The following is a 23,632-nucleotide window of genomic DNA, read 5'->3' on the forward strand; positions in this document are numbered from 1 at the left end:
ATTCGCGCCCTACCCCCCCGGCTTTTTCTGCTTCAGAGGATAGAATGACCGCTATGCTGAATTTGTCTGGCCGCCTCGGATGAGCGGGGTTTCGATCCGCCGCGACCGCCGTGCCGGGCGCATCACCCTGACCCGGCCGCAGGCGCTGAATGCGCTCGACCACGAAATGGCGCAGAGCATCGACGCCGCCCTCGCCGCCTGGCGCGACGATCCCGAGGTGGCGCTGGTCATCATCGACGCCGAGGGCAGCCGCGCCTTTTGCGCCGGCGGTGACATCGCCGCCGTCTATCGCGCCGGGCGGGCGGGCGATCACCGCGCCGGGCGCGCCTTCTTTCGCGACGAATATGTCATGGATGCCCGCATCGCCGACTTTCCCAAGCCGGTGGTGGCCTTGATGCAGGGCTTTGTCATGGGCGGCGGCGTCGGCCTTGGCGGCCATGCCAGCCACCGCATTCTCGGCGAGACGGCGCAGGTCGCCATGCCCGAATGCGGCATCGGCATGGTCCCCGATGTCGGCGGCAGCCGGCTTCTGGCGCGCGCGCCGGGGCAATGCGGCGAATATCTGGGCCTGACCGGCGCCCGCATGGGGCCGGGCGATGCGATCCTTGCGGGCTTTGCCGATGCCTTCGTCCCCGAGGCCGACTGGCCGGCGCTCAAGGAGCAGCTGGCCCGGACCGGCGATCCGGGCCTGATCCCGCGCCATCCCGCACCGCCGGCGCCGCTGGGCACGCGCGACCTTTCGGCCTTTGCCGGCGCCGACATGGCCGAGATCACCGCCGCGCTCGAGGCGCAGGGCGCCGATGACCTGCTGCAGATCCTGCGGCGCAACTCGCCCCTGTCGCTGGCGGCGACGCTGGCGCTGGTGCGGGCGGCGCGCCATGACGCCTCGGTCCGCGACAGCCTGGCGCGCGAGTTCCGCTTTACTGCCCGCGCCACCGCCGAGAGCGATTTTCTGGAGGGCGTGCGCGCGCAGCTGATCGACAAGGACCGCAGCCCGCGCTGGTCGGCGGATGCCAGCCCGGCGCATGTGCGCGCCATGCTGGCGCCCTTGGGTGCGGATGAGCTGACATGGGATATGTTCACGGGAAAGGACCAGCAATGAAGATCGGCTTTATCGGGCTTGGCAATATGGGCGGGCCGATGGCCGCCAATCTGGCGCGCGCCGGGCATGAGGTCATGGGCCACGACCCCAGCGCACCGATGCCCGAGGGCGTGCGCCCCGCCGCCAGCGCCGCCGAGGCGGTCCGCGCGGCCCGGGTGGTGATCACCATGCTGCCCAATGGCGCCATCCTGCGCGCCGTCGCCGCCGAGGCGATCCCGGCGATGGCTGCGGGCGCGGTGCTGTGCGATTGCTCGACCGTGGATGTCGACAGCGCCCGCGCCGTGGCCGGACAGGCGCAGGCGGCGGGGCTTGGGGCGCTGGACGCGCCGGTCTCGGGCGGGATCGGCGGGGCGGCGGCGGGCACGCTGACCTTCATGGTCGGCGGCGCGGCCGAGGCCTTTGCGGTGGTGGCGCCGCTCTTTGAGGTCATGGGCCAGAAGACGGTGCATTGCGGCGCCTCGGGTGCGGGTCAGGCGGCCAAGATCTGCAACAACATGATCCTTGGCGCGACGATGATCGCCACCTGCGAGGCCTTTGCGCTGGCCGACAAGCTGGGGCTGGAGCGGCAGAAGATGTTTGACGTGGTCTCGACCTCGTCGGGCTACAGCTGGTCGATGAACGCCTATTGCCCGGCGCCCGGTGTCGGGCCGACATCGCCGGCCGACAATGATTACAAGCCGGGCTTCGCGGCCGAGCTGATGCTGAAGGACCTGCGGCTGAGCCAGCAGGCGGCCGCGGCGGCCGATGCGGCCACGCCCATGGGGGCGCTGGCCGAAACCCTCTACGCCCGCTTCGTCGAGGCCGAGGGCGGCCGGGGCCGCGATTTCTCGGCCATGCTCCCATGGCTGGCAACAAAGCATAACAGGTAGGGGTGTCGCCGGGCGGCAACAGCCGGGCGCACATGGGTGTGAGCGCGGGATCTTTTTGCCGCGTCCGGGTGTTTTGCCGCAAATGCCCTGACCCCTGAGGACAACCCAAGCCCGGAGCAGCCCGGACCGGGTTGGCACCGCCATGAAACAGCGAACGCGCCTGATCTGCCTCGCCACCACCCTCGCCTGCGCCGGCGTCGCCCTTGCCGAACAGGCAAGGGCCCCCACGGTCCCGCCAAACCTTGGCGGGGCGGCAAGCGCGCAGGCCGCGACCATGGACGCCGCCACCGCGCCCCGGATCGGCGAGACCGTCGATCCCCGCGCCCTGCACCCGGTGCGCCGGCCCGGGCTTTACGGCCTGAGCAGCTCGCCCGAGGGCAGCAGCTATGGCGTCATCGGCGGCAAGCTGATCCGCTATGATCCGCGCAACATGCGGGTGCAATCCATCGTCCGGCAGGTGGACGAGATTCTGGACTAGCCATCCAGCAGCGCCTTGGCGGCCTGACGCGCGGCCGGGGTGATTTCCTCGCCCGAGATCATGCGCGCGATTTCGTCGATGCGTTCGTCATGCGACAGCGCCGTGACGCGCGAGGTGGTCATCTGCCCCTCGACCGATTTTGCGACCCGGAAATGATGCCCGCCCAAGGCCGCGACCTGCGGGCTGTGGGTGACGACCAGCACCTGCGCGCCCTCGGCCAGCCGCGCGAGGCGGCGGCCGACCGCATCGGCGGTGGCACCGCCGACGCCGCGGTCGATCTCGTCAAAGATCATCACCTGCCCGCCCTCGCCCTGCGACAGACAGACCTTGAGCGCGAGAAGAAAGCGCGACAGCTCGCCCCCCGAGGCGATGCGGTCCAGAGGACCGGGCGGCGCGCCGGGGTTGGTCGCCACGGTGAAGGCCACGGCATCGCGGCCCTCGGGACCGGGCTCGGCGGCGGCGATGCGGGTTTCGAATACCGCGCGCTCCATCTTCAGCGGCGCAAGCTCAGCCGCCATCGCGGCATCGAGCCGCTTGGCGCCCGTGGCGCGGCGTTCCGAGATGGCGGCGGCCTCGGCTTCATAACCCGCGTCGGCCTGGGCCATCGCCTCGCGCAGCCGCGCCAGATCGCCCTCGCCGGCGTCGATCCGGCCAAGGCGTTCGCGCAGGTTGTCGGCCAGTCCGGCCAGATCATCGGCCAGCACGTCATGCTTGCGCGCCAGCGCGCGCAGGGCGAAAAGCCGTTCCTCGGTCGTCTCGAGGTCGCGCGGGTCGAAATCCATCGCCTCCAGCGCGGCCTCGACGCCCGACGCCGCCTCGCCGAGTTCGATCAGCGCACGTTGCAGGGCTGCCACCGGCGCCTCAAGCCGACCCTCGGCGCGTTCGGCGGCGGTATCAAGCCAGCGCACGGCGTCCAGCATCGCGCCCTCGGCACCTTCGGGGCCCAGCACATGGGCAGCGCGGGCGACATCCTCGCGGATGCGTTCGGCGCCCTGCATGGCGCGGCGGCGGATGTCCAGATCGGCCTCTTCGCCGGGCTGCGGGTCCAGCTTGTCGAGTTCCGCCACGGCATGGCGCAGGAAATCCTCTTCGCCCTTGACGGCGGCCAGCGCCGCCTCGGCGCGATCAAGCGCCGCCCGGGCCTCGCGCCGGGCGCCCCATGCCGCGCGCAGGGGCGCAAGGTCCAGCCGCAGGAAGGCGTCGAGCAGCAGGCGGTGGCCACGCGGGTTCAAAAGGCCGCGGTCATCATGCTGGCCGTGCAACTCGACCAGCGTTTCCGACAGCCGGCGCAGCACCTCACCCGAGGCGCGGCGGTCGTTGATCCAGCCGGTCTTGCGCCCCTCGCCGGCATTGACGCGGCGCAGGATCAGCTCATCCCCCGACGGGATCCCGGCCTCGGCCAGCACGGCATGGGCGGGATGATCCGGCGGCAGTTCGAAAACCGCCGTCACCTCACCCTGGCTTGCACCGCTGCGCACCAGATCCGCCCGACCACGCCAGCCCAGAACAAAGCCCAGACAATCCAGCAGGATCGACTTGCCCGCGCCGGTTTCGCCGGTCAGCACGTTCAGGCCCGGCCGGAACTCAAGCTCCAGCCGGTCGATCAGCAGCATGTCGCGGATATCCAGAGACAGCAGCATCAGCCAATCCAGACGGCAGTTTGCGGCGTTACAGCCATTTGCCCTGAATGACCTGACGATAGACCTTGGTCAGCCAGCTGTCGCCGCGCGCCTCGGCCTTGAGCCCGTGACTGCTGAGCAACTGATAGGCATCCTCGTAGAAGGGCGAGGAGCGGAAGTTGTGGCCCAGAATCGCCCCGGCGGTCTGCGCCTGATCGTTCAGACCCAGCGCCAGATAGGCCTCGACCAGCCGCATCAACGCCTCGGGCGTGTGGGTCGTGGTCTGGTATTCCTCGACCACGACGCGGAAGCGGTTGATGGCGGCGGTGTAATGGCCACGCTTGAGATAGTAGCGGCCGATCTCCATTTCCTTCGCCGCGAGATGGTCGAAGGCAAGGTCGAACTTCAGCACCGCCGAACGGGCATATTCGGTGTTCGGATATTGCTCGATCACCTCGCGCAGCGCCTGCAGCGCCTGAAAGGTCAGGCCCTGATCGCGACCGATCTCGTCGATCTGGTCGTAATAGCTGAGCGCCAGCAGGTATTTGGCATAGGCCGCGTCCTCATCGCCCGGATAGGTGTCGATGAAGCGCTGCGCCGCGCCGCGCGCATCCTCGTATTCGCGGGCGCGGTGATAGGAATAGGCCTGCATGATCAGCGCGCGCTTGGCCCATTCGGAATAGGGGTAGAGCCGCTCGACCTCGGAGAAATACTTCACCGCGTCCTTGGGCTTGCGCGAGTTCTCAAGCTCGTATTCGCCGCGCTTGTAGATCTGGTCGGCGGTAAAATTCTCAAGGTTCTCGGGTGCCTTGCTGGTGTTGCCGCACCCTGTGAGCAACCCGACAGACAGGACCGCCGCGACCAATGAACCCGCCGATCTGATGCCCGCCATATCTTACCTGTCCGTCAGATTATTGTTCGCCGCGCTGGGGATGACCAGCTTGGCCCGGACGTCCTAGCACAGAAAATCCGGAGGCGCAAAATGCCAAAATGCTGAAAATCCGCTGCCGCAGGCAAAGGCTGCCGCCAAGTCAGGCGGCAACCAGCCGGTGCTCGGCACGCGGGGCATGTTCGGCGACCACGCCGGCGCCCGGCAGGTGGCGCGCCATGTCCGGCGTGACCGTGACCCATTCCCAGGAATCGGGCTGGGCAAACAGCGCGCGCAGCAGCTTGTTGGTCATCGCATGGCCGGCGCGGTTGCCGGTATAGCGTGCCAGCAGCGGTGCCCCGGCCAGCGCCAGATCGCCCATGGCGTCCAGCATCTTGTGGCGCACGGCCTCGTCCGAGTGGCGCAGGCCACCGGGCGACAGGACCTTGTCGCCATCGACCACCACCGCGTTCAGATAGGTGCCACCCAGAGCCAGCCCGTTCTGCTGCATCTGCACCACGTCCGATTGACGGCAGAAGGTGCGGCTGTCCATCAGCTCATGCACGAAGGTGCCGTTCGCCATGTCCAGCGACTTTTCCTGATGGCCGATGGCCGCATCGGTGAAGTCGATCTCGAAGTCGATGCCCAGATGCTCGGCCGGCGACAGGCGGGCAAAGCCCAGGCCCTGCTGCACCTCGACGGTGCGCAGGATGCGGATGGCACGCAGCGGCGCCTCGGGCTGACGGCGGATGCCGGCGGCGAGGATGCCTTGCACGAAGGGCGCGGCCGAGCCGTCCAGAATCGGCACTTCGGGGCCGTTCACCTGCACGATGGCATTGGTGATGCCGGTGCCGGCCAGCGCGGCCATGACATGCTCGACAGTCGAAACCGTGGCGCCCTGACCGTTGTCCAGCAGGGTGCACAGCTGCGAAGGCGTGACGTGGTCCCAGCGCGCCGGAATCGCCGCGCCGCCAAGGTCGGTGCGCATAAAGACGATGCCGTGATCGGCCGGGGCCGGCAGGATGGCCAAACGGACAGAGGCCCCCGAATGCAGGCCCACACCCCGGAACTGAGCTTTGGTCGCAATGGTCGTCTGCATGGTCTTACCCTTCGCAAATCAGTCTGCGCAGGGACGGGCCCCACGCGTTGATCATGAGTTAGGAGCCTGCCGGGATTCTCTCAATTAACGTTTTGTGACGGCATGAAACAATGCGCCCCCCGCCCGCGCAATCCTTTGCCAGCGGGGCGCAAAGCACTGGGATTGCTAACGAAAAAGGACCGCTTTCGCGGTCCCTTTCCAATTTCGACATTTTAACTTGTGATCGGCTCAGTTCGCCTGACGGCGCAGGAAAGCCGGGATTTCGACATTATCCTCGCTGCGCTCGGGGCTGGCGAGATCGTCGAAACCGGCATCCAGACCGCTGGAGCGACGGGCCTGCACACGCTCGCTGACGCGCTCGGCAATGGTCGAGGCGGCGGGTTTCTGCGCCTGCTCGCCATGGCCCGAGATGCGCTCCAGCATGCGGCTGAGGCCACCCATGCGGCCTTGCAGGCGGCTGGAGTCCTGTTGCGCGGGTTGGGCGGCGGCCTGCTGGGCCGGGCGGCCCTGCTGGGCGGCCTGACGCTCGGGCGCTTTTTGCACAGCAGCGGCCAGACGCTGCATCACCGCATCCGAGGGCGTGCCCGGCGCACCGGTGGCCGCGCGGCGCGGCGCGGTGAAGCTGCCCGAGTCGCCGGTCAGCGGATTGGCCTGCGGCTGCGCCGGCTGACGTGCCTCGGGCTGGTAGGCCGGGCGCGGCATGTCGTCTTCTTCGAAACGGGCCTGCGGCGCGGCGTGACGCGGCGCGCTTTCCTGCACCATCGGCGCGACGCGGCGCTGCGGCATCACCGGGGTGTCGTCCTCGACGCGCTGGGTCACCGGCGGGGTGTGGGTCAGCGGCTCGCGGATGCCACGGCGCGGAGACGGGATCTCGGCGGCCGAAGCGTCGATACCGGTGGCCACGACCGAAACGCGGATCGTGCCTTCCATGGTCGGGTCCATGGTCGAGCCGACGATGATGTTGGCGTCCGCATCGACTTTCTCGCGGATCTTCTCGGCTGCCTCGTCCATTTCGAACAGGGTCAGGTCGTAGCCGCCGGTGATGTTGATCAGCACGCCTTTGGCGCCGTTCAGGCTGATCTCGTCCAAGAGCGGGTTCGCGATGGCCTTCTCGGCCGCCTGCACGGCGCGGTTCTCGCCCGAGGCTTCGCCCGTGCCCATCATGGCCTTGCCCATCTCGTCCATCACCGCGCGCACGTCGGCGAAGTCGAGGTTGATCAGGCCCGGACGCACCATCAGGTCGGTCACGCCCTTGACGCCCTGATACAGCACGTCATCGGCCATGGCGAAGGCTTCGGTGAAGGTGGTCTTTTCGTTGGCCAGACGGAACAGGTTCTGGTTCGGAATAATGATCAGCGTATCGACCACGCGTTGCAGGGCCTCGACGCCCTCCTCGGCCTGACGCATCCGCTTGGTGCCTTCGAACTGGAAGGGCTTGGTGACGACGCCGACGGTCAGGATGCCCATCTCGCGCGCGGCCTGGGCGATGATCGGGGCGGCGCCGGTGCCGGTGCCGCCGCCCATGCCGGCGGTGATGAAGCACATATGCGCGCCCATCAGGTGATCGACGATGTCCTCGATGGTTTCTTCGGCGGCTTTGGCGCCGATCGAGGGCTTGGCACCCGCGCCCAGACCTTCGGTCACTTTCGGACCGATCTGGATGCGGCTTTCGGCCTTGGAGGATTGCAGCGCCTGCGCATCGGTGTTCGCGACCACGAATTCGACGCCTTCCAGCTGCTTGTCGATCATGTTGTTGACCGCATTGCCACCGGCACCGCCGACGCCGAAGACGGTGATCCGCGGCTTCAGTTCCTGTTCGTCGTTGAGCATCAGGTGGATCTGCCGTTCCATTTTCGCCTGCCTTGTTGTTGCGCCGGACATGCTGGGTCCGGTCGAATCCCCGTGATGCGGCCAAGCCTAGCCAAATCCGGCCTGATCGTCACCCGAAAAACACAGGAATCGCACAAAATATGGCGTATTCGAGATGTCGCTTCGGCGGCATCTTGCCCATTCTTCTGCATGTGGTGGGCGCCTGCCGCACCACCACCGAATGCTGGAGCAAGCCCGCCTACCAGTTGTTCTTGAACCAGCGGTAGGCGCGTTTGAAGCTGCGCGCGGGATAAGCCTCTGCGGGCATGTCGAAATCCCACCACTCGTCCTGCGGGTGTGCGGTCAGCAGCGCCAGACCGATCGCCGACGAGAAGGACGGCGCCGTCGCGTTATGCGGCAGACCCTGAATGCGCAAGGGCCGGCCGATGCGCACGTTCTGGCCCAGCATCCGTGCCGCCAGCGCGTCAAGACCCGGGATCTGGCTGCCGCCGCCGGTCAGCACGACCTGACGCGAGGGCATGAAGTCAAAGCCGGCGGCATCAAGAATCTCGCCGACCTTTTCCAGAATCTCCTCGACGCGCGGGCGCATGATGCCGATCAGGTCGGCGCGGCTGATCTGGCGCCGCTCGGCGTCCCAGTCGCCGCTCTCGCCCAGCTGGATCATCTCGTGATCGTCGCGCCCGGTGGCCTCGACGCCGCCATGCAGGGTCTTCAGCCGCTCGGCCACGGCATGGGTGACGCGCAGGCCCTTGGCGATGTCCTGGGTGATCAGCTCGCCGCCATAGCGCACGGCATCGGCAAAGATCATGTGCTTCTTGATAAAGACCGACACGCCGGTGGTGCCGCCGCCCAGATCGACACAGGCCGCGCCCAGTTCCTGTTCATCCTCGACCAGCGCGGCCAGACCGGCGGCATAAGAGGCAGAGGCCACGCCCGCCAGTTCCATGTCGCAGCGCCGGATGCAATGCACGAGATTGCCTGCGGCATCGCCGTCCACGGTCAGCACATGCATGTCCACGGCAAGGCTGTCGCCGTTATGGTCGCGCGGATCGCTAAGGCCCGAACGTCCGTCCACGGCGAAATTCACCGGCTGGGCGTGCAGCACCTCGCGGTTGCGGCCAAAGTCGGGCACATCGCAAGAGGCCAGCACACGGGCCACATCGCCTTCGGTCACCTTGCCCAGCGGCAGGCGGATCTCGCCGGCCAGCCCGTAGGAGGCTGGGCTTGCCCCCGAGATGCAGGCGATGACGTGATCGACGCGCACGCCGGCCGATTTCTGCGCCGACTGGATCACGGTGCGGATGGCGCGTTCGGTTTCGGCCATGGTCTCGATTTCGCCGAAACGCATGCCGCGCGACCGGGTATGGGCATTGCCGATGACGCGGAAATTCGATTGGCCGGCCATGGGGCCGACGCCATCGGTTTCGCGGAACTGGCCGGGGCCGTCGAATTGCAGCACAAGGCAGGCGATCTTCGAGGTGCCGATATCCAGCACCGCGATGACGCCGCGCTGCATGGCTTGGCGCCGCATGTTGCGCATGGCCCGCTGGCCTTGATACAGATCCTTCATTTCCCCTGCCCCCTCAGCGATTTAGCCGCTTTTCTTCGTGTTCTTGGTCTTGCTGGCCGACCCGCTGGCCGTGGCCGGTGCGACCGGCTTGCCATCAACGCCCAGCTCGGGCTCGCCGCGGGCGCGGCGGATGCCGTTTTGCGCCTCAAGGCCCAGCCGGGCCGTGGCGCGGCCATCCTCGCGCAGGTCGATCACGGTGATGTCGCGGTCCAGCATCCCCTGCGCCTGATTGCTGGCGATCACCCCTTCCAGCGCACGTAGCGCGCCGTCCTCGGGCAGCTTGATGCGCTGGCCGCGGTCCAGAACCAGATCCCAGCGCCGCTCGCCGATGCGTTCCAGCCCGCGCAAGCGCGGCAGGATCGGGCCGGCAGCGTCGATCAGCGCCAGCGCCTCGGGGGCGGCCTTGTCGGCGCCCTCGCCCGCGATCAGCGGCAGGTCGCCGCGCACGTCGCGCTCGGTCACCGAGGCGACGCGATGGCCGGTCTTGTCCAGAAGTTCGATGCCGCGCGGATGGCGCCACAGCACAGCGGGAACCCGTTCGGTCACCACCGCCGACAGCACGCCGCCCGGTTTGATGCGCAGGTCCACCGCCTCGACCGCGTCCAGCTTCAGCACGCGCTCGCGCAGTTTCTCCAGATCGATATCAAAGCTCGACGCCGGCAGCGGCACCGGCAGCATGGCGCGCAGCCCGCCCTCGACCACGGCCGAGGCGCCCTCGATCTCCATGCGATGCACCATGAAGGCGTCACGGTGCTGGATGCGGTCGATCAGCCCATCGATGCCGCCCTGCAGATTGGCGCGGCGGGTTTCATCCGACAGCCAGATCCCCGCCACCATCATCGCCAGAAAGGCCGGGATGCCGATGCGCACCAGCCGCCGGATCAGCGGCCGCAGCATCATCCGGTTCAGGCGATAGGCCAGACGCGAGGGCGCCGGATCCTTGCGCACGGCGGGCTTGCTCGGCAGCGGGCGCGAGGGCGCATGCCGCACCGGCGCGGGCCGGCCGGCGCCGTCCTGATTGCCAGAGAAAGAATTCAGGCCCTGCATAGCGCCTCCTCGACGATCCAGGCGCAAAGCGCGGGAAAGTCCATGCCGTTCTGCGCTGCCTGTTCGGGCGCAAGCGAGGTCGGCGTCATGCCGGGCTGGGTATTGGTTTCCAGAATGATCAGCCCGTCGAGGCCGCGGCCCTCGTCCCAGCGAAAATCGCTGCGCGACAGGCCCTGACATCCCAGCGCAACATGGGCCCGCAGCGCGTAATCGCAGCAGGCCGCCGCGATCTCGGCTGGCACCTCGGCGGGGACGACATGGCGCGAGCCGCCGGGCTTGTATTTCGCATCATAGTCATACCAGCCGTCGGTCACGATCTCGGTCACGGCCAGCGCACGGTCGCCCAGCACGGCCACGGTCAGCTCGCGACCGGGAGCATAGGTCTCGACCATGACGCGGGCGGGCATGGCATCGGACAGTTGCGGTGGGGAATTGGCGCCGTCATGCACGATATAGACGCCGACGGACGAGCCCTCGCAATTGGGTTTGACCACATAGGGCGGCGGCATGACGTGGCGGGCGCGCACCTCGGCGGCATCGGCGATCAGGCTGTCCTGCACCGGCAGGCCGGCATCGCGGAACGCCTGCTTGGCGCGGGTCTTGTCCATGGCCAGAGCCGAGGCCAGCACGCCGGAATGGGTATAGCGATAGCCCAGCCAGTCCATCAGCCCCTGAACGCAGCCATCCTCGCCCCAGCGACCATGCAGGGCGTTGAACACCACATCGGGGGCCGCCTCGGCCAGCCGCGCCGGCAGATCCCTGCCCGCGTCGATTTCGACGACTTCATAGCCCGCCTGCCGCAGCGCCTTGGCGCATTCACGCCCCGAGGACAGGGAAACCTCGCGCTCGGCCGAGGGTCCGCCCAAAAGGACTGCGACTTTCGGGGCCGCACTGCTCGCACTGCCCGCCAATATACTGCCTCATCGTCCCGGTTGATCCGGGTTCTAGCGCAACGATAACCGCTTGCCCCCATTCGCAAAAGAGGCTTTTCGCGCGGCGGGCGAATTTTCGCGTGTTTTTCCGGCACTGCCTCAGGGCCGGGCGTCACCGATGCGGATGACTTCCCATTGCAAGTCATGGCCCGAGCTGGCGCGCACCTGTTCGCGGACATATTCGCCCAGCGATTCCAGCTCGGCGGCGCTGGCATTTTCGGCGTTAAGCAGGAAATTCGGGTGTTTTTCCGACATCTGCGCCCCACCCAGACGATAGCCGCGCAAGCCGGCGGCGTCGATCAGGCTCCATGCCTTCAGCTCATGGGAATCATCGGCCCGCCCGGTCGAGGAAAAGCCGGCCGGATTGCGGAAGGTGGAACCGGCCGAGCGTTCCCGCGTCGGCTGGCTGGCGTCGCGGCGCGCCAGCTGATCCTCCATCCGGGCCGCCAGCGCCGCCGGATCGCCCGCCGGCACACGGAACCGCGCCGAGATGACGATTGTGCCCTCGGGCAGTTCGGAATGGCGATAGGCCAGCCCCAGATCGGCGGCGGCGATCTCATGGCTTTCGCCCCGGCGCGTCACGACCTGCACCGACAGCAGGTGATCGGCGACATAGGCGCCGTAACAGCCGGCGTTCATGCGCACCGCGCCGCCGATGCTGCCCGGAATGGTGCGCAGGAAGGTCAGGTCCAGCCCGGCCTCAGCCGCCTTGCGCGCGACATGCGCGTCCAGCGCCGCCGCCCCGGCCGTCACCAAATCGCCCGCGATCTCGATGCCGTTGAAGCCGCGGCCCAGACGCACGACCACGCCGCGGATGCCGCCGTCGCGCACGATCAGGTTCGAGCCGACGCCGATCGGAAACACCGGCACCGCCGGATCCAGGTCGCGCAGGAATTGCGCCAGATCCTCGGCATCGGCGGGCTGGAACAGCCAATCGGCCGGGCCGCCGACACGCAGCCAGGTCAGGTCGGCAAGGGGACGGTTCGGCGTCAGCGCGCCGCGCGGCGTGGGAAGCATCTGGGTCATGCCGGCTGGTTAATCGCCGCTGCCCGGCCCGTCAATCGGCCGCGCGCGACCCAAAGGCACCGCCCCCCCCCGGCGCGCCTCATTCGGCGGCGCTCATCAGAATGCCGGCAAGCGCCAGCGCGCCGATCAGCCACAGGTCCCAGTTCCACAGTGGGCGCCGCCGGCCCGGCCATGCCGCCATCCGCCCCAGCAGCCAGCAAAGCCCCCCGCCCACCGCCAACCCGCCGGCAATGAACAGCAAAAGCAGGCTGCAGCCCGCGCCGACGATCCCGGCCAGATAGCCCGAGGTCTTGGTATCGGCGATCAGATAGCAGATCCCCGCCGCGACAAGGACTCCAGCGATTTCAACGGCAAGCGAGGGATAGGCCCGCGCAGCGGCGCGCAAGGCACCCAGCCCCAACCCCAGCGTCACGGCGGTCGCGACGATCAGCCAGACGATCGCCACGGTTCAGTGCAGCGCGCCCGGCGTGCCGCCCTGACCCCGGCGGCGGCGCATCGCCTCGACCGGCGGCCAGACCAGCAGCGACAGACCCAGCGCCAGAAACAGGACGCCAAAGCCCGGCCCGCACAGATAGGTCAGCCAGCCCAGCACCGGCACGCCGACCACGATCAGCGCCCAGATCGCCGGGTAATACCAGCGCGCCCGCACCATGGGCAAAAGGCAGGCCAGCACCGCCCAGGACAGGGCCGCAAGGGCCGCAGCGCCGGGATGGCCCGCCAGCATCGCCAGCGGCCCCACCAACGGCGCCTGCAGCGGCGCGATCACGCGGCCTTCCCCATCAACCGCTCGGGCAGGCCATTGGCCCAGGTCGAGATGGTGCCGGCGCCCAGACAGACCACCATGTCGCCGGGCCGGGCCTGTTCGCGCACGAGCCGTTCCAGATCACCCTCGTCCATGACCGCGCGGGCATGGCGATGGCCATGCGCGATCAGCCCCGCGACCAGATCATCGCGCGAGGCGCCGGGGATCGGATCCTCGCCGGCCGAATAGACCTCGGCGATGGCGACCACATCGGCCTCGTTGAAGCAGGTGCAGAAATCGTCAAACAGGTTCGCGAGCCGCGTATAGCGGTGCGGCTGATGCACGGCGATGACCCGGCCCTTGGTCGCCTGACGCGCGGCTTTCAGCACGGCGGCGATTTCCACCGGGTGGTGGCCGTAATCGTCGATGATGGTGACGCCGTTCACCTCGCCCACGCGGGTGAAGCGGCGGCCGACGCCGCCGAACTTGGCCAGCGCCTCGCGGATCTGGGCGCGCTTCATGCCCAGATGGCGAGCGACGGCGACGGCGGCGAGCGCGTTCGAGACGTTGTGATCGCCGGGCATCGGCAGGGTGCAGCCCTCGATCACCGGGATCTCGCCATCGTTCAGCGCGGCCTCGCCCTGCAGCGCGATGTCGAAATGCGCGACGCCATTTTCATAGGTCAGGTTGATGGCGCGCACATCGGCCTGGGCGTTGAAGCCAAAGGTCACCACGCGGCGGTCGCTGGTGCGGCCGACCAGCGCCTGCACCTCGGGGTGGTCGGTGCAGCAGACGGCAAGGCCGTAGAACGGGATGTTCGAGACGAAATCGTAAAACCCCTTGCGCAGCGCGTCGAAGCTGCCCCAGTGCTCCATATGCTCGGGGTCAATATTGGTGACGATGGCGATGGTCGCGGGCAGGCGGTTGAAGCTGCCGTCCGATTCGTCCGCCTCGACCACCATCCATTCACCGGCGCCGGCGCGGGCGTTGCTGCCATAGGCGTGGATCACGCCGCCGTTGATGACGGTCGGATCAAAGCCACCGGCGTCCAACAGGGTCGCGACCATGGTGGTCGTGGTCGTCTTGCCATGCGTACCGGCGATGGCGACGTTCGAGCGCAGGCGCATCAGTTCGGCCAGCATCTCGGCGCGGCGCACGATGGGCAGGCCGCGGCGGCGCGCCTCTTCCAGCTCGGGGTTGCCCTTCTTGATCGCGGTCGAGATCACGACCACGCCGGCCTCGCCGATATTCTCGGCCCGCTGGCCTTCGAAGATCGTGGCGCCCAGCGTTTCCAGCCGGTCGGTGATCTTGGAGCGTTTCGCATCCGAGCCCTGCACCTGATAGCCCAGCGTCATCAGCACCTCGGCGATGCCCGACATGCCGATGCCGCCGATGCCGATGAAATGGATCGGGCCCAGTTCGCCTGGAAGTTTGGTCGCTGCGTTCATTGGGTCAGTTCCGTTACTAGATCTGCAAGGCGCGTGGCCGCGTCGGGGCGGCCGAGCGTGAGCGCCGCACTTGCCATCTGGGTGGCGCGGGCCGGATCGGAGAGAATATCCCGGATGTCGCGCCTGAGGCTGTCAGCGTCAAGCACGGATTCGGGCAGCACCACCGCCGCGCCGGCTTCGGCCAGCGCGCGGGCATTGGCGCTTTGATGGTCGCCGGTGGCGGCGGCAAAGGGGATCAGGATCGCCGGGCGGCCGATCACGGTGATGTCGGCGATGGACGAGGCGCCCGCGCGGCTGACCACCAGCTGCGCCTGCGCCAGCCGCGCCGGCACATCGTCGAAAAAGGCGCGCACCTCGGCCCGGATGCCGGCCTCGGCATAGGCGGCGGTCACACGCTCGCCGTCCTCGGCCCGGGCCTGATGGCTGACGACGAGGCGGGGGCGCATGTCTTCGGGCAGGCCGGCGATGGCCTCGGGCACCACGTCCGAGAGCACGCGCGCGCCCTGACTGCCGCCGATGACCAGCACATGCAGCGGGCCGTCGCCCGGCGGCTGATAGGGCGCTGCGGCAAGGTCCAGCACGGCCTGGCGCACCGGGTTGCCGGTGTGAATACCGCTGACGCCCTGCGGCAGCTCGGTGGGCCAGGTGCCGCAGGCGACGCGCTGGACGCGAGGCGCGAACATGGTGTTCACCTTGCCCATGACGCCGTTCTGTTCGTGGATCATGCGCGGCACGCCCAGCGCCAGCGCCGCCGTCATCGCGGGAATGGTCGGATAGCCACCGAAACCCACCACCACGGCGGGCGGGTCGGATTTCATCGCGCGTCGGGCGGCAAGCGCGCCGCTGGCGATGCGGAAGGGCACGGCGAGTTTCGCAAGCGGGCCGCCGCGCGCCGTGGTGGCCGAGCTGACCACCTCGCGCACCACCTGCTCGGGGAAATTGCCGGCATAGCGGGCGCCGCGTTCATCGGTCGACAGTTTGACGCGCCAGCCGCGCGCCAGCATCACCTCGGCCAGCGATTGCGCCGGGAACATATGTCCGCCGGTGCCGCCGGCAGCGATCAGGCAAAGCGGAACCAGAACGGTCATCAGCCCCGGCCCCGTCCAAGCACCTCGGCAATGCGACCCTGCGGACGCGAGCGGGTCAGCGCCAGCAACATGCCGACCGCGATGCCCGAGGCGATCACCGACGAGCCGCCATAGCTGACAAAGGGCAGCGTCATGCCCTTGGCGGGCAGCAGGCGCACCGCGACGCCCATGTTGATCAGCGCCTGCACGCCAAAGGCGCAGGCAAGGCCGGTGCCGGCGATACGCACAAAGGGATCGCGTTCGTTCCGCAGCCGCATCAGCGAGCGCACGACCACGGTGCCGTAAAGCACCAGCACAGCGATCACCATGATCAGGCCATACTCTTCGGCCGCGACCGCGATGATGAAATCGGTATGCGCATCCGGCAGCGACCATTTGACCGAGCCCTCGCCCACGCCGACGCCAAAGAAGCCGCCCTCTTGGATCGCATTGGTGGCATAGCCGATCTGGGTGCGCGGATCGACCTCGGCGGCAAGAAAGCCGTTGATGCGGCGGGCAAAGTGCTCGGATGCGCCATAGGCAAAGAAACCGCCCGCGACCGCGGTGCCCAGCACGCCAAAGAGCAGCGTCAGCGGCGCCCCGGCGATGAAATACATCACGCACCAGGAAAACAGCACCAGCGAAGCCTGACCAAAGTCGGGCTGCAAGGCCAGCATGACGACGACAAAGGCCGCCAGCACCGCCGAATAGACCCGGCCGGGCGGGCCACCGACCTCTTGGCTGGCGGCCATGCACCATGCGCAGATGACGACGAAACAGGGTTTCAGGAATTCCGAGGGTTGCACCGACATGCCGCCGGGCAGGCGCAGCCAGCGCACCGCGCCCTTGCCGAAGTCGGTGCCGATGAACGGCAGCAGGATCAGCGCGGTGATGGCGATGGCAAAGCCCAGCACGCCGATGCGCCGCACCTGCCGGGGCGAAAAGGTCGAGACGAACAGCATCGCCAGCATGGCCATGCCGCCAAAGATCGCCTGCCTGCTGACATAATAGAACTGCGGCAGGTTGTTCTTTTCGGCCAGCGGCACCGAGGCGGCCAGCCCCAGAAGCAGGCCGATCGCAAAAAGCCCCAGCACGCAGGCCAGCGACCAACGGTCGACCGTGCGCCACCAACGGGGAAGAATCGGATCACCAGCCCGCACGGGCGTGGTGCCAAAAACCATTTCGGTCATGGGGATACTGCCGTCACTGCCTCGATACATCTGCCCGTTTACCGGGTCTGGGGCGAATCATAGCGCGATTGTGGCCGCCGCGCTACAGCGGATTTATTTCCACCTCTGCCCAAGGGGCCTGCCCCCTCATGCGCCCGCCGCGCCGCCCGCCGGATAAAGCACACGCCCATCGGGCTGCGGCTGCGCCCCGGGGGTCAGCCGCGCGGGCTCGACCCGGCCGGGCCCCATGATGTGGAACACCTCATGCCCGCCGGCGATCAGGTAATCGGCGATGATGCGGCGATGGCAGCGCCACCAGACCGCCTCGGCGCACATGATCGCGCAGATCTGCGCCTGCCCTTCGGCCAGCAATTCCTGCAATCCGGCGCGAAAGGCCGGCGACAGCGCGTAATCGGCGTAATTGTGAAAGCTGCGGTTCTGCCAGAACCCGTCCACGGCGGGCGCCACCTGCGGCGCGCGGCCGCGCAATCCGCCCAGCGCCGGCAGATGGCCATAGCCGATCCCGGCCCCGGCCAGTGCCGCAGCCAGCGCCGGGCCGTCGAACTGCGGCTGCGCGCGCGATCCCGGCAGCTTGCGCACATCGGCGACATGGCCGACGCGGTTTTCCACCAGCAGCGCGATGAATGCCCCGATGCTGCGGTCCGAATGTCCAATGGTCATGAAGGGCAGCCCGGACAATGGCTCAGTCTAGGTCCAGCGCGCCGCCCTTATGGGCAGCGATATGGTCGGTCCGGTCGCTTTTGATCTCGTATTGCGGATCGGCGTCGCTGGCGTGGTGGGTGTGGCCCTTGTAGTAGAAATCGCGGGTATGGATGGCGATGATCGTCCCCGAGACGCGCCCCGCCTCGGAATTCCAGCTGACGTGATCGCCGATGGCAAAGCCCTTGCCCATCGCCCCTTCCTTTCTGCCGCCCGGTGCTGCGGGGCGGGAAGGACGCCTCCCCTTTTCTTGCCCGCCGCGACACCTTAACTATCCGGCGACCAGACAAGGATTCCGCATGCTCTACAAGACCAAAGCCGAATGGCTGGCCGCACCGCGCAAGCGGGTGCTTTTCTTTGGCATGTCGGGCCTTGGCAAGACCTATCTGGCCTCGATGCTGCGCGGCTCGGGCGAGTGGTTCCACTACTCGGTCGATTACCGCATCGGCACGCGCTACATGGGCGAGCTGATCGCCGACAACTTCAAGCGCGAAGCGATGAAGGTGCCGTTCCTGCGCGAGCTGCTGCTGTCGGATTCGGTCTATATCGCCAGCAACATCACCTTCGACAATCTGGCGCCCCTGTCGACCTATCTGGGCAAGCCCGGCAGCGAGACGCGCGGCGGCCTGCGCTTTGACGAATACATGCGCCGTCAGGACCAGCACCGCACCGCCGAGATCGCCGCGCTGCTCGACAGCGGCCATTTCATCCGGCGCGGGCGCGAGATCTACAGCCTGCCGCATTTCGTCTGCGACTCGGGCGGCTCGATCTGCGAGGTGGTCGATCCCTATGCCGACAGCGACCCGGTGCTGGACGCGCTGCAACGCGAGCTGCTGCTGATCTGGATCAAGGGCTCGGATGCGCATACCGAGGAACTGGTGCGCCGCTTCGACCGCGCGCCAAAGCCGATGTATTACCAACCCGAATTCCTCGACCGGGCATGGACCGCCTATCGCATGGAAAAGGGGCTCAGCGGCGAAGAGGTCAATCCCGACGACTTCATCCGCTGGACCTATGCCCGTGCCCTGGCCCATCGCCAGCCCCGATATGAGGCCATGGCCCGGCGCGGCGTCACCCTGCTGGCCGAAGAGGTCGCCGAGGTGCGCAGCCCCGCGGATCTGACCGCGCTGGTCGGCCTGGCGATCCAGCGCAAGACTGCCGAACGAAAGGATGCATGATGCCCATTACCCTTCCGAATGACCTGCCCGCCTTTGACATCCTGTCGAACGAAGGCGTCATGGTCATGTCGCCGGGTCGTGCGGCGACGCAGGACATCCGGCCGCTGCGCATCGGGCTTTTGAACCTGATGCCCAAGAAGATCCAGACCGAGAACCAGTTCGCCCGGCTGATTGGTGCCACGCCCCTGCAGATCGACTTTCAGCTGATCCGCATGTCGGATCACGAAAGCCGCAACACCGCCGCCGACCATATGCAAAGCTTTTACCGCCGCTTTTGCGATGTCGAGGCGACGGGCGAGAAATTCGACGGTCTGGTCATCACCGGCGCCCCGATCGAGCACCTGCCCTTTGAGGAGGTGACCTACTGGGACGAGCTGACCCGGGTGTTTGCCTGGACGCAGACGCATGTGCATTCGACCTTTGGCGTCTGCTGGGGCGGCATGGCCATGGCCTGGCATTTCCACGGGCTGAAAAAGCACATGCTGGACGCCAAGGCCTTCGGCTGTTTCCGCCACCGCAACCTTGCGCCGGCAAGCCCGTTCCTGCGCGGCTTTTCCGACGATGTGCTGGTGCCGGTCAGCCGCTGGACCGAGGTGCGCCAGCCCGAGGTGGACGCCCTGCCCGCGCTGAAGACGCTGATCGCCTCGGACCAGACCGGGCCCTGTCTGATCGAGGATCCGCGCCATCGCGCGCTCTATGTCTTCAACCATTTCGAATATGACAGCACCACGCTGAAGGACGAATACGACCGCGATGCCGAGGCGGGCAAGCCGATCAACGTGCCGGTGAACTATTACCCCGACGATGACCCGCGCGAGATGCCGACGAACCGCTGGCGCAGCCATGCCCATCTGCTTTACGGTAACTGGATCAACGAGATCTACCAGACCACCTGGTATGACATGGCACGTATCGGCGAGGGCTGAATGGGCAAGAACGGCAAAAGCGCATCGGCGGGACAGCTGACGCAGGATCATCCCGACCTGCCCTATGTCGGCGCCATCACCCGCTATCTCAAGGAGGCCGCCCCCGAGGCGGTGCGCAAGGCGATCAAGACGGCGGATGGCAATGACATCCTCGACCCGTCCTTTCCCTATCGCGAAGAGATGAAGGCCCGCGATTACGACGCGCAGATGGCCGGGCTGCAATTGCAGCTGGTGCGTCTGATGCGCGACGTGATCCAGACCGGCAAGCGCATCGTCGTGCTGTTCGAGGGCCGTGATGCCGCCGGCAAGGGCGGCACCATCGAACGCGTGCGCGAGAACCTGAACCCGCGCTCGGCCTATATCGTCGCCCTGCCCAAACCCAGCGAGCGCGAAGCCGGGCAATGGTATTTCCAGCGCTATACCGACTGGCTGCCCGCCAAGGGCGAAATCGCGCTTTTCGACCGCAGCTGGTATAACCGCGGCGTGGTCGAAAAGGTCTTCGGCTTTTGCACCGACACCCAGCGCGAGACCTTCTTTCGCCAGTTGCCGCATTATGAAAACATGCTGGTCGATGACGGCGTCATCCTTGTCAAGCTGTGGCTGACCGTGGCCCGGGCCGAGCAGCTCAAGCGCTTTCTTGACCGCGAGCAGGATCCGCTGAAGCAGTGGAAGCTCAGCTCGATCGACGTCGACGGGCTGGCGAAATGGGATGAATATACCGACGCGATCCGCGACACGCTGATGCGCAGCGATTCCGGCATCGCGCCATGGACGGTGATCCGCGCCGATGACAAGCGCCGCGCCCGCATCGCCGCGATCCAGACCGTCCTGCGCGCCGTCGACTTCCATGGCCGCGACGATGCCATCATCGGCACGCCCGATCCCAAGATCGTAGGCGGCCCCGACATGCTGACCGGCTGATGCGGCGCCTGAGCGCCCTGCTGGTCCTGATACTGGGGCTGCTGGCCCTGCCGGCGCTGGCTCAGGATCTGCTGCGGCCGCAAAGCGGGACGGTCAACGATTTCGCCACGCTTCTCGATCGTCAGGACGCACAGGCGCTGGAGCGCAGCCTGACCGAACTGCGCCGGACGACCGGCGTGCAGGGTACCGTCGTCACTCTGACCGACCGCGCCCGTTACGGCGGCGCGGCGCTGGAGCCCTTTGCCACCCGGCTCTTCAACGCATGGGGCGTGGGCGATGCGCAGCGCAATGACGGCTTCATGCTGCTGGTGCTGCAGGCCGACCGCGAGGCGCGGATCGAGCTTGGCGCGGGCTATCCCCCCGATGCCGACCTGCTGGCCCAGCAGATCATGCGCAACACTATGCTGCCCGCCTTTCGCCGAGGCGAGTACTCGCGCGGGATCCGCGAGGGCACGCAGGCGGTGATCGACCTGATCGCCCTGCCCCATGCTCAAGGGAGGCCGCTGGCGCCGCCGCAAAGCGACTGGCGCGACCGGCTGGTCGGCGCCGGCTTCTTCGCCGGCTTTGCCGCAATCCTTGCCGGCATCGCCCGCCAGCACTGGCGCCGCCGCCGCTGCCCGCAATGTGGCCGGACCGGCATCGAAACCAGCAGCGCCCCGCATCAGCAGCCGCAGCCCGATGGCAGCGTGCTGATCTCGGATAACGCGCTGACCCGGCGCTGCCCGCATTGCGGCTGGTCCGAAACCCGCCTGCGCCCGCTGGGCCAGCGCAGCTTCTATGGCCCGGCCGGCGAATTGCTGCGTCAGGAACGCAATCCGCAATATCGCGCCGGCCCTTCGGGCGGCGGCGGCTTTGGCGGCGGATCCTCGCGCGGCGGCGGCGCTTCGGGGCGCTGGTAGGTCCTGCCGCTTTCTCGGGCATTGCCCTTGGAACGGGCGCAGGGACGCTTGCGAGCTGCGACCGGCGCGGCTAGCCTTTGGCCATCACCCTGCCACGCGAAAAGGTCTCCGATGAAACTCTTGCGCCCCACCGCCCTTGCCCTGATCTTGTCGGGATCTGCCCTGGCCGCGCCCGCCTTCGCCGCCGACAAGGAACTGACGGTCTTTGACTGGGCCGGTTTCGAAGAGCCGGTCATCTTCCAAGGCTATATCGACAAATATGGCGACAGCCCGACCTTTGCCTTCTACGGCGACGATGACGAGGCCTATCAAAAGCTTGCCTCGGGCTTCAAGGCCGACCTCGCGCATCCCTGCTCGCAGATGGTGTCGAAATACCGCGATGCCGGGTTGATCGAGCCCTGGGATGTATCCAAGATCCCGGCATTCTCGACCATCGCACCCGAGTTCCTGAACTCCAAGATCTTCAAGGACGACAGCGGCGTCTGGTACATCCCGACCGACTGGGGCGCGACGGCCATCGCCTATAACAAGGACACCGTGCCGGCCGAGGACGTGGCCAGCCTGAGCGTCTTTATCGATCCGAAATATCAGGGCCGCACCAGTCTGCCCGATTCGGCCGATGATGTGTGGGCGCTGGCCTATCTGGCAACCGGCGTCACCGACTGGACCAAGGTGACGGATGAACAGTTCAAGGCCGCCGCCGACTGGCTGCGCAAGGCGCATCAGAACGTCGCCGCCTATTGGGCTGACCCATCCGAACAGGCGCAACTGATGGCCTCGGGCGCGGTGGATGTGGCCTGGTCATGGAACGATGGCGTCGTGCTTCTGGAAAAGGACGGCTTCCCGGTCGGCTTCCAGCGCGCCCCGAAAGAGGGCAGTTCGACCTTCTTCTGCGGCTATATCAACCTCAAGAACGGCCCGGGCAAGGAAGACAAGGCCTATGACTTCATCAACGCATGGCTCGCCCCCCCGGCGGCCAAAGGCCTTCTCGACACCATCGGCTACGGCCACACCTCGACGGTCGCCATGGAAACCATCAAGGACGAGCCGGCGGTGAAACAGGGGCTCTCGCCCACCAATGCCCCGATCCTTGCACAGACGCCGAACGATCCCGAACAGCGCGAACGGCAACTGGCCGAGTTCGAAAAGATCAAGGCCGGCTTCTGATCCGCACCAAGGCTTGCAGCGCCCCGCTTCATCGGCGGGGCGTCTTGCTTGTGGGGCGGTCGCATGGGTATTTGAAAAATGGTGAAAGACCCAAGACGCGGACGGTTTTCATCATTTCACAAATACCGCAAGGGGTGAATTGGTCCGCATCTTGCGGACCAAGAGGGGAACAGCGTTCCCCTTGCTTGCATCACGCCTGTCGCGCCCCTATATGTGACCTGTCCGGGCTCGCCCGGACTATGGACATAAACGCGCAGGTAATAAGCGGATCGGACCCGGGGGCGGTACCCGGCGACTCCACCAAACTCCCTCGTTGGGGGCACTTGGGGTCGAAACAGGATCGACGAACGTCTAAAGCTGTTTGCTTTGTCTCGGTGAGCTACCACCGTTATCGGTGCAAAATGTACAGTTGCCAACGACAACCGTGCTCCGGTCGCTCTGGCTGCGTAAGCAGCTCGGGTAACCGAAACTTAAGCCCTTGCGCCTAGCAGCGTAAGGCGGGGCCCGCAGGAGCCTGGCAACAGAATCCTGCGCTTTCCTGCCACTCTCATATTTGGCTGCATTCCGGTCATTTCTGCTGTCCATTTTGCGGCAGTTTTACAGCCGCGCGCTCGTGCATCTCTTTGAGCACCGCCAGAGCCGATTCGGTTTTGTCCTGCTGCCGGCTGTAGCGGCCGACCATCTCGGGCGACATGCCAATGGTATCGCTGATCAGGAGGGCGCTGTGACCGGCGGTGCGCAGGCGGATCACGGCATTGGCCCGCAGACCGTGCCACACCGCCCCGTCAAGCTCGGGGTGCCCAGCGCGGAACTCGTCGAACAGTTTCCACGTAAGCGCGACGACGAGGCCCTATGCAGCGAGGCTTGACGCTTGGTCGTAGCACCAGGGCATGAGGTCCTCGATGCGGGATCTGGGGTGTCCGTCGAGGATGGCCCGGAGGGTATCGGCGAGGTA

General features: G+C 67.1%; 25 protein-coding genes and 1 other RNA gene. 9 read left to right on the top strand and 17 right to left on the bottom strand.

Annotated elements, in window-relative coordinates; genetic code table 11:
- The first annotated feature begins 79 nt into the window (after positions 1–79).
- From GL279_RS17430 to GL279_RS17440, 3 genes are all read left to right on the top strand, one after another.
- Positions 80–1,102, top strand: a complete 1,023-nt coding sequence (locus tag GL279_RS17430) for an enoyl-CoA hydratase/isomerase family protein (RefSeq protein WP_155065902.1) — start codon at positions 80–82, stop codon at positions 1,100–1,102.
- A complete protein-coding gene (gene mmsB / locus GL279_RS17435; protein ID WP_155065903.1) occupies positions 1,099–1,971 on the top strand; it encodes a 3-hydroxyisobutyrate dehydrogenase in 873 nt (290 codons plus the stop codon). The genes GL279_RS17430 and mmsB overlap by 4 nt, the downstream gene beginning before the upstream one ends.
- Positions 1,972–2,113: 142 nt before the next feature.
- Positions 2,114–2,449: a hypothetical protein gene (locus GL279_RS17440; protein ID WP_155065904.1), complete on the top strand. Its 336-nt coding sequence runs from the start codon at positions 2,114–2,116 to the stop codon at positions 2,447–2,449.
- On the opposite strand, the gene recN is transcribed toward GL279_RS17440, so the two are convergent.
- The 15 genes from recN to GL279_RS17515 all read right to left on the bottom strand — a co-directional run bounded on the left by recN (position 2,446) and on the right by GL279_RS17515 (position 17,779).
- Complete coding sequence (recN, locus tag GL279_RS17445; RefSeq protein ID WP_155065905.1) at positions 2,446–4,089, bottom strand: DNA repair protein RecN; 1,644 nt, start codon at positions 4,087–4,089, stop codon at positions 2,446–2,448. The genes GL279_RS17440 and recN overlap by 4 nt on opposite strands.
- A 28-nt stretch (positions 4,090–4,117) precedes the next feature.
- Positions 4,118–4,960 (bottom strand): outer membrane protein assembly factor BamD, encoded by an 843-nt coding sequence (locus GL279_RS17450; RefSeq protein WP_155065906.1) that lies wholly within the window; start codon positions 4,958–4,960, stop codon positions 4,118–4,120.
- 139 nt (positions 4,961–5,099) lie between these two features.
- Positions 5,100–6,035, bottom strand: coding sequence for a UDP-3-O-acyl-N-acetylglucosamine deacetylase (gene lpxC / locus GL279_RS17455; protein ID WP_155065907.1), 936 nt, complete (start codon positions 6,033–6,035; stop codon positions 5,100–5,102).
- A gap of 228 nt (positions 6,036–6,263) precedes the next feature.
- Positions 6,264–7,886, bottom strand: a complete 1,623-nt coding sequence (gene ftsZ, locus GL279_RS17460; protein ID WP_155065908.1) for a cell division protein FtsZ — start codon at positions 7,884–7,886, stop codon at positions 6,264–6,266.
- Between the two features lie 217 nt (positions 7,887–8,103).
- Positions 8,104–9,435, bottom strand: a complete 1,332-nt coding sequence (gene ftsA, locus GL279_RS17465) for a cell division protein FtsA (RefSeq protein ID WP_155065909.1) — start codon at positions 9,433–9,435, stop codon at positions 8,104–8,106.
- Positions 9,436–9,456: 21 nt separating this feature from the next.
- Positions 9,457–10,482 carry a cell division protein FtsQ/DivIB gene (locus GL279_RS17470; protein ID WP_155065910.1) on the bottom strand — a complete coding sequence of 342 codons (1,026 nt, stop codon included), beginning with the start codon at positions 10,480–10,482 and terminating at the stop codon, positions 9,457–9,459.
- Positions 10,470–11,393 carry a D-alanine--D-alanine ligase gene (locus GL279_RS17475; protein ID WP_155065911.1) on the bottom strand — a complete coding sequence of 308 codons (924 nt, stop codon included), beginning with the start codon at positions 11,391–11,393 and terminating at the stop codon, positions 10,470–10,472. Before GL279_RS17475 ends, GL279_RS17470 begins: the two co-directional genes overlap by 13 nt.
- Positions 11,394–11,513: 120 nt before the next feature.
- Positions 11,514–12,431: a UDP-N-acetylmuramate dehydrogenase gene (gene murB, locus GL279_RS17480; protein WP_170294014.1), complete on the bottom strand. Its 918-nt coding sequence runs from the start codon at positions 12,429–12,431 to the stop codon at positions 11,514–11,516.
- Between the two features lie 88 nt (positions 12,432–12,519).
- Complete coding sequence (locus tag GL279_RS17485; protein ID WP_155065913.1) at positions 12,520–12,885, bottom strand: hypothetical protein; 366 nt, start codon at positions 12,883–12,885, stop codon at positions 12,520–12,522.
- 3 nt (positions 12,886–12,888) lie between these two features.
- Positions 12,889–13,206 (bottom strand): DUF2484 family protein, encoded by a 318-nt coding sequence (locus GL279_RS17490; protein WP_343039849.1) that lies wholly within the window; start codon positions 13,204–13,206, stop codon positions 12,889–12,891.
- Entirely contained in the window at positions 13,203–14,630 is a 1,428-nt protein-coding gene (gene murC / locus GL279_RS17495; RefSeq protein WP_155065914.1) for a UDP-N-acetylmuramate--L-alanine ligase, read from the bottom strand. Before murC ends, GL279_RS17490 begins: the two co-directional genes overlap by 4 nt.
- Positions 14,627–15,718 (bottom strand): undecaprenyldiphospho-muramoylpentapeptide beta-N-acetylglucosaminyltransferase, encoded by a 1,092-nt coding sequence (gene murG, locus GL279_RS17500; RefSeq protein WP_155065915.1) that lies wholly within the window; start codon positions 15,716–15,718, stop codon positions 14,627–14,629. The genes murC and murG overlap by 4 nt, the downstream gene beginning before the upstream one ends.
- Positions 15,718–16,887, bottom strand: a complete 1,170-nt coding sequence (locus GL279_RS17505) for an FtsW/RodA/SpoVE family cell cycle protein (protein ID WP_155065916.1) — start codon at positions 16,885–16,887, stop codon at positions 15,718–15,720. The genes murG and GL279_RS17505 overlap by 1 nt, the downstream gene beginning before the upstream one ends.
- A gap of 126 nt (positions 16,888–17,013) precedes the next feature.
- On the bottom strand, positions 17,014–17,547 hold the full coding sequence (locus GL279_RS17510; RefSeq protein ID WP_155065917.1) for a DUF488 domain-containing protein: 534 nt from the start codon (positions 17,545–17,547) through the stop codon (positions 17,014–17,016).
- 22 nt (positions 17,548–17,569) lie between these two features.
- Positions 17,570–17,779 (bottom strand): hypervirulence associated TUDOR domain-containing protein, encoded by a 210-nt coding sequence (locus GL279_RS17515; protein ID WP_155065918.1) that lies wholly within the window; start codon positions 17,777–17,779, stop codon positions 17,570–17,572.
- Positions 17,780–17,885: 106 nt separating this feature from the next.
- Here GL279_RS17515 and GL279_RS17520 point away from each other — a divergent pair, with 106 nt between their 5' ends.
- The 6 genes from GL279_RS17520 to ssrA all read left to right on the top strand — a co-directional run bounded on the left by GL279_RS17520 (position 17,886) and on the right by ssrA (position 23,212).
- Positions 17,886–18,764 carry an ATPase gene (locus GL279_RS17520; protein ID WP_155065919.1) on the top strand — a complete coding sequence of 293 codons (879 nt, stop codon included), beginning with the start codon at positions 17,886–17,888 and terminating at the stop codon, positions 18,762–18,764.
- Positions 18,764–19,690: a homoserine O-succinyltransferase gene (locus GL279_RS17525; protein WP_155065920.1), complete on the top strand. Its 927-nt coding sequence runs from the start codon at positions 18,764–18,766 to the stop codon at positions 19,688–19,690. The genes GL279_RS17520 and GL279_RS17525 overlap by 1 nt, the downstream gene beginning before the upstream one ends.
- Positions 19,691–20,611 (top strand): polyphosphate kinase 2, encoded by a 921-nt coding sequence (gene ppk2, locus GL279_RS17530; protein WP_155065921.1) that lies wholly within the window; start codon positions 19,691–19,693, stop codon positions 20,609–20,611.
- Positions 20,611–21,510: a TPM domain-containing protein gene (locus tag GL279_RS17535; RefSeq protein WP_170294013.1), complete on the top strand. Its 900-nt coding sequence runs from the start codon at positions 20,611–20,613 to the stop codon at positions 21,508–21,510. The genes ppk2 and GL279_RS17535 overlap by 1 nt, the downstream gene beginning before the upstream one ends.
- A 111-nt stretch (positions 21,511–21,621) precedes the next feature.
- Entirely contained in the window at positions 21,622–22,677 is a 1,056-nt protein-coding gene (locus GL279_RS17540) for an ABC transporter substrate-binding protein (RefSeq protein ID WP_155065923.1), read from the top strand.
- Between the two features lie 181 nt (positions 22,678–22,858).
- Positions 22,859–23,212: a transfer-messenger RNA gene (gene ssrA / locus GL279_RS17545) on the top strand.
- Between the two features lie 33 nt (positions 23,213–23,245).
- Here ssrA and GL279_RS17550 read toward each other — a convergent pair.
- Both GL279_RS17550 and GL279_RS17555 read right to left on the bottom strand, forming a co-directional pair.
- On the bottom strand, positions 23,246–23,428 hold the full coding sequence (locus tag GL279_RS17550; RefSeq protein WP_155065924.1) for a hypothetical protein: 183 nt from the start codon (positions 23,426–23,428) through the stop codon (positions 23,246–23,248).
- A gap of 99 nt (positions 23,429–23,527) precedes the next feature.
- The coding region (locus tag GL279_RS17555) for a transposase domain-containing protein (protein WP_155064130.1) at positions 23,528–23,632 on the bottom strand (105 nt) is incomplete at its 5' end.

This window comes from Paracoccus limosus, assembly GCF_009711185.1.
GTDB lineage: Bacteria > Pseudomonadota > Alphaproteobacteria > Rhodobacterales > Rhodobacteraceae > Paracoccus > Paracoccus limosus.

Bases quoted from the DNA above. Each gene is read 5' to 3' on its own strand.
- murC (WP_155065914.1), bottom strand. From the start codon at position 14,630: ATGAACGCAGCGACCAAACTTCCAGGCGAACTGGGCCCGATCCATTTC.
- GL279_RS17510 (WP_155065917.1), bottom strand. From the start codon at position 17,547: ATGACCATTGGACATTCGGACCGCAGCATCGGGGCATTCATCGCGCTG.
- mmsB (WP_155065903.1), top strand. From the start codon at position 1,099: ATGAAGATCGGCTTTATCGGGCTTGGCAATATGGGCGGGCCGATGGCC.
- murG (WP_155065915.1), bottom strand. From the start codon at position 15,718: ATGACCGTTCTGGTTCCGCTTTGCCTGATCGCTGCCGGCGGCACCGGC.
- GL279_RS17540 (WP_155065923.1), top strand. From the start codon at position 21,622: ATGAAACTCTTGCGCCCCACCGCCCTTGCCCTGATCTTGTCGGGATCT.
- GL279_RS17525 (WP_155065920.1), top strand. From the start codon at position 18,764: ATGCCCATTACCCTTCCGAATGACCTGCCCGCCTTTGACATCCTGTCG.
- GL279_RS17440 (WP_155065904.1), top strand. From the start codon at position 2,114: ATGAAACAGCGAACGCGCCTGATCTGCCTCGCCACCACCCTCGCCTGC.
- GL279_RS17430 (WP_155065902.1), top strand. From the start codon at position 80: ATGAGCGGGGTTTCGATCCGCCGCGACCGCCGTGCCGGGCGCATCACC.
- lpxC (WP_155065907.1), bottom strand. From the start codon at position 6,035: ATGCAGACGACCATTGCGACCAAAGCTCAGTTCCGGGGTGTGGGCCTG.
- recN (WP_155065905.1), bottom strand. From the start codon at position 4,089: ATGCTGCTGTCTCTGGATATCCGCGACATGCTGCTGATCGACCGGCTG.
- GL279_RS17535 (WP_170294013.1), top strand. From the start codon at position 20,611: ATGCGGCGCCTGAGCGCCCTGCTGGTCCTGATACTGGGGCTGCTGGCC.
- GL279_RS17520 (WP_155065919.1), top strand. From the start codon at position 17,886: ATGCTCTACAAGACCAAAGCCGAATGGCTGGCCGCACCGCGCAAGCGG.
- ftsA (WP_155065909.1), bottom strand. From the start codon at position 9,435: ATGAAGGATCTGTATCAAGGCCAGCGGGCCATGCGCAACATGCGGCGC.
- ftsZ (WP_155065908.1), bottom strand. From the start codon at position 7,886: ATGGAACGGCAGATCCACCTGATGCTCAACGACGAACAGGAACTGAAG.
- ppk2 (WP_155065921.1), top strand. From the start codon at position 19,691: ATGGGCAAGAACGGCAAAAGCGCATCGGCGGGACAGCTGACGCAGGAT.
- murB (WP_170294014.1), bottom strand. From the start codon at position 12,431: ATGCTTCCCACGCCGCGCGGCGCGCTGACGCCGAACCGTCCCCTTGCC.
- GL279_RS17515 (WP_155065918.1), bottom strand. From the start codon at position 17,779: ATGGGCAAGGGCTTTGCCATCGGCGATCACGTCAGCTGGAATTCCGAG.
- GL279_RS17450 (WP_155065906.1), bottom strand. From the start codon at position 4,960: ATGGCGGGCATCAGATCGGCGGGTTCATTGGTCGCGGCGGTCCTGTCT.
- GL279_RS17470 (WP_155065910.1), bottom strand. From the start codon at position 10,482: ATGCAGGGCCTGAATTCTTTCTCTGGCAATCAGGACGGCGCCGGCCGG.
- GL279_RS17505 (WP_155065916.1), bottom strand. From the start codon at position 16,887: ATGACCGAAATGGTTTTTGGCACCACGCCCGTGCGGGCTGGTGATCCG.